Source organism: Microvirga sp. P4_G7 (assembly GCF_056401005.1).
The window spans coordinates 1-5,051 of sequence record NZ_JBFUKD010000239.1 but is presented as its reverse complement, the minus strand read 5'-3'; the positions used below and the strand labels follow the sequence as shown (position 1 = coordinate 5,051).

Annotated in this window: 4 protein-coding genes; 3 read left to right on the top strand and 1 reads right to left on the bottom strand. The window is 56.9% G+C overall.

Features of this window, described 5'->3' with window-relative positions:
* Nucleotides 1-612 (bottom strand): class I SAM-dependent methyltransferase (locus tag AC1DT3_RS11770; RefSeq protein WP_477465438.1); only part of this gene is annotated, 612 nt, incomplete at its 3' end.
* Nucleotides 613-812: 200 nt separating this feature from the next.
* Between AC1DT3_RS11770 and AC1DT3_RS11765 the strand changes: the two genes are divergently transcribed.
* The 3 genes from AC1DT3_RS11765 (at nt 813) to AC1DT3_RS11755 (ending at nt 5,023) form a co-directional block, all read left to right on the top strand.
* Nucleotides 813-1,727 carry a GNAT family N-acetyltransferase gene (locus AC1DT3_RS11765; RefSeq protein ID WP_477465437.1) on the top strand — a complete coding sequence of 305 codons (915 nt, stop codon included), beginning with the start codon at nt 813-815 and terminating at the stop codon, nt 1,725-1,727.
* A 95-nt stretch (nt 1,728-1,822) separates the two neighbouring features.
* On the top strand, nt 1,823-4,174 hold the full coding sequence (locus AC1DT3_RS11760; RefSeq protein ID WP_477465436.1) for a hypothetical protein: 2,352 nt from the start codon (nt 1,823-1,825) through the stop codon (nt 4,172-4,174).
* Nucleotides 4,175-4,315: 141 nt separating this feature from the next.
* A complete protein-coding gene (locus tag AC1DT3_RS11755; protein WP_477465435.1) occupies nt 4,316-5,023 on the top strand; it encodes a sugar phosphate nucleotidyltransferase in 708 nt (235 codons plus the stop codon).
* Nucleotides 5,024-5,051 lie beyond the last annotated feature (28 nt).

The following is a 5,051-nucleotide window of genomic DNA, read 5'->3' as shown; positions in this document are numbered from 1 at the left end:
GAATACGAGAGCGTTGAGCGAGGGAACAAGCGCAATATCGGTAGAACCCCCTTCTCGGGCGCGGGAATAGTCGAGTGACAGACTGAAGACACCACTGACGGCGCGCTGCGATCGGTAGCTCCCATCCTCGAGGAGGCCCGAGATGTCGTATGGGAAGACTTGAGTCTCGATCAAAATGTGCTTTCGCGCCATTTCCGATGCGAGGCGGATCACGTGGATCGGATTCTCCAAATGATAAAGCAGCCCGAAGCAAAGAACGAAGTCGGCAGAGTGTTCCGGACGAAACGCCGTATTCTGAAGATCGACTTGACTGAAGGTTATATTCTTCGTGTCGAAAGCGCTGCAGATCAGCTGTGCTGCTTCGAGGCTTTCGGATCTTATCTCCAGCCCGTGTACGCTCCGAAAATGCTTTGAGAGCTCAAGCGCGAAGTATCCCTCATGAGACGCCAGATCGACGGCGGACAGTTCGCCGGCGTTCGGGATTTTCTCCGCGATGACCTTTCTCAGCTTGTCACGCCGCGACGTGTGGATTGGCAATACGTCCGGGGGAACGTCTGTACGCGTGCGGCTACCGTCGGGAAGCTCGAACTCGTAGAACCAGACCCTCTTCATGATAGCCTCGAACCGGCTGTCTTGATTATCCATTCGCTATTCGCCCGACGTTGTTTCGCCGTCGTCATACCCATAAATTGCCTGCCGCGCCAGCCGCCGTGATACACTTCCCTCTGGAGTTCATGTCCCGGCGTCTGTGTGGGGCCCATCAATGCAAATATCCGAACTGAGGCAGTCCAGGGATCCTATGATGGCACGGCATGGCGCTCGGTTTTCAACTATCGCCCGGCGTTGACATGGGACCTGCGGAGATAATTGAGGTTGCTCCCCATTCGGGGCAGGCACTTGACGACTACGCCGCCTTCCAGAGGCGGGCCTTTCACCGGCCGTTAGACCCGTTCGACCGGAGATCGGTGCAGACTGCAGCGTATTATCATTGGAAATACGAAACCCCAGCGGGACCGGCAATCGTTGCGAGATGTCTCCATGACGGCGTCTTGGTGGCAGCCGCGGCTGCCACACCCGTCTACGCTCGGTTGCGCGATGAGCGAATTCGGGTTTTCCAGATTGTTGACCTAGCGTCATCTCCAGAGGTTCGGGGGAGCGGCGCGTTTAGGCGATGCTTAGCGTCTCTGCTGCGTGAATTGGGGCCGGATCAGCCGCTCTATTGTCTGCCCAACCCGAAGTCGCATTCCTTCCTCGCTGAGGAAGGGTTCAGGGTGCACGACGTGCTGAGGGTCTGGGCTACGGTTGCAAGTCGTGTAAGGACTGCCTCTTCTCGTTGCGAGAGTTCGGACTGGTTCGATCTAGGCGATCAGGCAACCTTTTGCTGGCGATTTGAGGCCCGGCCAGGCGTTCAGTACGTATCATATGCCGGACCGGAGGGCTATTTTGCCACACGGCGGTTCCGGATGGGGCCTGCTTCACTCGACGTGGTGTTGGCATATCGACCGGTGGATAAGGGATCGTCTGCATCTCTTTGGGAGCTTATGATCGATCGACTGAAGCCGGGAAAACCGCGCTTATTTCTGTGGATTGGGCGAGACCCGCCACTGGGACTAGGGGGATTCGTGCGCTTCCCGACGATGGTCACTTGTCGCCCTTTTCCGGTGTTGGTCAAAGCTTGGCCCGATCAACTGGACGAGTTTCACGCCTCAGCGTGGGATGTCCTATAGTTCTCAGGCAGTGTTTGCCTTGACGCCCTGTCTAGCCCGCCCTAAGCGTCGGCAAAACTACGAACGCTCTGCTATATTCGGTAACGGGCCAGGATATGACTTCGCACAACTTGAAGCTCGACTATTCAGTTGAGAAGCCGCCGACGCCTGACACGCTGAAGCGATCGGCTGTCACGCTCATCGTCGCATTGATCTGCCTGTTCGCCGTAATAGGGCCAGGACTGCGTTTCGATACGTCGTACGCGCCGTGGGTGGACGATGTGTGGCTCACGGGCCCGCTCTTTTGCGAGGCTTCGCGGCAGGTCGCAACTGGTCATCTCCCTCTTTTGGATTGGTCGACTTTAGAGACATTTCATCACAACGCCCATTTCACGCCTGTTTACCCCCTCTACTTCTTTGGAATCCTCGACTTCTGTTCCGTTGCCAAGGCGGTTCAGTCCCAAGATGTCATACGGTTTGTGCACCTTGGCATCCTGTTTGCAAATGCGCTTTTCCTCGGGAGAGTTGTTGGGCTTCGCTGGGTCGGGAGCGCCTTCGCTGCCGTCGCCATCGCGACATCGCTCAATGCAAGAGAGTTGGCCACCTTCCCGACGATCGTCGCCGCCGCCGCGTGGCTCCCATTGGCGCTCGCTGGTCTACTTCTCATCCTCGAGAAGAGAGCCTACGCGTGGGGTGCGGCGGTCTTCGTAGGTGCGGTGTCCTTGTTGCTCTATGCAGGTCCTGGCTCAAATATGATCGCCGGGTTTGCGTTCTTGTGTTTGATCCTCTTCTGCGGATGGGCTGTTAGGACTGTTAGAGCTACCGGGTTGCAAGGATTGGTCACTCCGCTTTTGGTTCTTACAGTTTGTGCGATAGCGTTGCTTCTCCTAAACCTCGGATCGACGATCAACCTTCTGCTTCATATCGAGGAAATGATCCGTTGGACGAGAAGCGGACCCGTTGTGGGCAGCTCTGGTTCGGACAATATTCGCGAGATCTTGACGGAGCAGCGCGCGGCTTCTGACTTTTTCAGCGTGTTCATCCCAGAGGTCAAACCTTACGCTGCGGGAGCCTTCTTTGCTCCGGCTTGCCTTTGGCTGCTTGCTGTCGTGGGTTGGTGGCGGTTTCACCGATCAGGTCTCGTGGCGGCGCTTGCGTTCGTCGTCGTTTCAGTTCTGTTTTTTGTGTTCTTCGATTTTGGCAATCTCGCATTGGGCTTTGGCTTCATTCCGGGATTGAGCCACATACGCCACCTCAGCCTGCTGGGGACGCCGCTGAGTATCTGCGTTGCTCTTCTGGCCGGATTCGGGATCGACAGCTTCGAGCGCGCATCAGGTGGCCAGCGAAGCTGGATCGGAATGTTGTTGTGCCTCCTTGTCGCTCTCGCAGTCGTGTCCGGATGGATGTTCAATGCGAGCGCACAGACTCACTCGCTGGGCTTCGTGGCGAATCTACTCGCGCTTCTATTGTTGGGAGTTTTCTTCGCTGATCCGAGGGTCGTTCAGAAGGCTCCGGTCGTCGCAACCTCCGCCTTGCTTGTGCTTTCCGTGGCAGGCGTGTTTTGGCATCCTCAAGTACATCTGCACGCGGTGACGGACGCGTCGCTCCGCTCACAACGGTGGCGATCCGTTGAAGATGCCCTGGACCGTATCAAAGCGGTGACTCCAGATCCGGGCCGGGTTGCGATTGAGAAGAGCATACGTGCAGACGAGCTGCAATACGGGCCGGCTGGCAGCATTGCGATCTACAAGGGCATCCCGACGTTCCAGTTCTACCTCTCTCCTCGCATCTACTGGAAATTCAAGGCGGAGAACTATCGATTCCCTGACTATGGATACTATGCGCTTCGCGGTGCCAAGTGGCTCTTGGCGGGAAAGGACTTGCGTAGTCCAGCGCTGAAGCTGGATTTCACAGTTGGGGGAGTGCGGGCTTATCGTCTGGTTCACGGGCGAGACTGGGTCGGTGGAATCTGCGGCGCGCAGACGATCGACATAGGGTCCACCCCGGGTCAGCCCGGACGCCTACCGGATCTTCCTGACTCCTTTTCGCAGTCGGCCGCGGCCCGATGGGCAAGCCAGGAGGACGATTGTTCGGGCGCCAAGATCGCCGATCTAAATTTCTCTGCTCAGCAGAATCGAATAACCTGGACCACGACCCAAGCGACGCCCCGGCAGTTGGTCATCAATGTTCCCCCTTATCGTGGGTGGAGGCTGACCGTAGGTAACTTACGCGTTCCGCTGTTCAATCTCGGTGATACCCAGGTTCTGGCCGTTCTCCCGCGGGACGCCGTTGGTTCAAGCGAACTGACCTACCTCCCGGGCCCTTACCTGGCGCGGCTCCTTGTCAGCGCGGGGGCAGCGTTGGTGCTTATCGTTGGATTGCTTCTTGGCCGCAAACGGTTGTCGCTGGCTGGCGGATACCTCAAGACGTTGCGACGGAGACGGAGACCGGACCCGATCAAAGCTTGAGGTATCCCGTTCGCGCACTGGTCGACCGGAACGTTGGCTTGTCGCGACGTCCCGCCGCGTTGGCCGCCGGGGGATAGACAGGGTGACCTTAATTTGCCAATTGAACGGCACCCTACCCAGGGTAGCCTTTTGGAGTTTTTGATGCGAACAGCGATCGTTTTGGCCGGAGGATTAGGGTCTCGTCTGCGGCCCTACACCGTCGTGTTGCCCAAGCCATTGATGCCGATCGGCGACATGCCTATCCTCGAAGCAATCCTAAGGCAGCTCAAAGCCCATGGGTTCGACCACGCCATCCTCGCGGTCAACCATCAATCGAAGCTCATCAAGGCCTTCTTTGAGGCAGGTGAGGAGGTGGGTCTGAAGATCTCGTATTCCCTCGAGTCGAAACCTCTTGGGACTATGGGACCGCTGAAGCTGATCAAAGATCTTCCAGAGAACTTCATTGTCATGAATGGAGATGTGCTCACAGATCTCAGCTTTTCCAAGTTCTTCGATAGCCATGTCGAAGAAAAGGAGATCTTCACTATTTCAGCTGCCGAACGCGAGCATATGGTCGATTATGGCGTTCTCGAAGGATCGGACGATGGTTTTTTGGCCGGCTTTCATGAGAAGCCGAAGTCTAAATATCTCGTCAGCATGGGCGTTTACGCGATGAATCGAGCCGCACTGGACTGGATTCCGGAAAATCAGCCCTTTGGTTTCGACGATCTGATGCTCAAATTCATCGCCGCGAACAAGAAGGTGCGAGTTAAGCCGCATCGGGGGTACTGGCTCGATATCGGCAGGCCGGACGATTATCACTTGGCGGTCGCAGAGTGGCCAACGCTCAAGAGTGAACTCGGGCTCTAGGGGATATGCCGTTGAGCCAGATGAATGA

Coding starts and splice junctions, on each gene's coding strand:
- AC1DT3_RS11765 (WP_477465437.1), top strand. CDS start 813: ATGGCGCTCGGTTTTCAACTATCGCCCGGCGTTGACATGGGACCTGCG.
- AC1DT3_RS11760 (WP_477465436.1), top strand. CDS start 1,823: ATGACTTCGCACAACTTGAAGCTCGACTATTCAGTTGAGAAGCCGCCG.
- AC1DT3_RS11755 (WP_477465435.1), top strand. CDS start 4,316: ATGCGAACAGCGATCGTTTTGGCCGGAGGATTAGGGTCTCGTCTGCGG.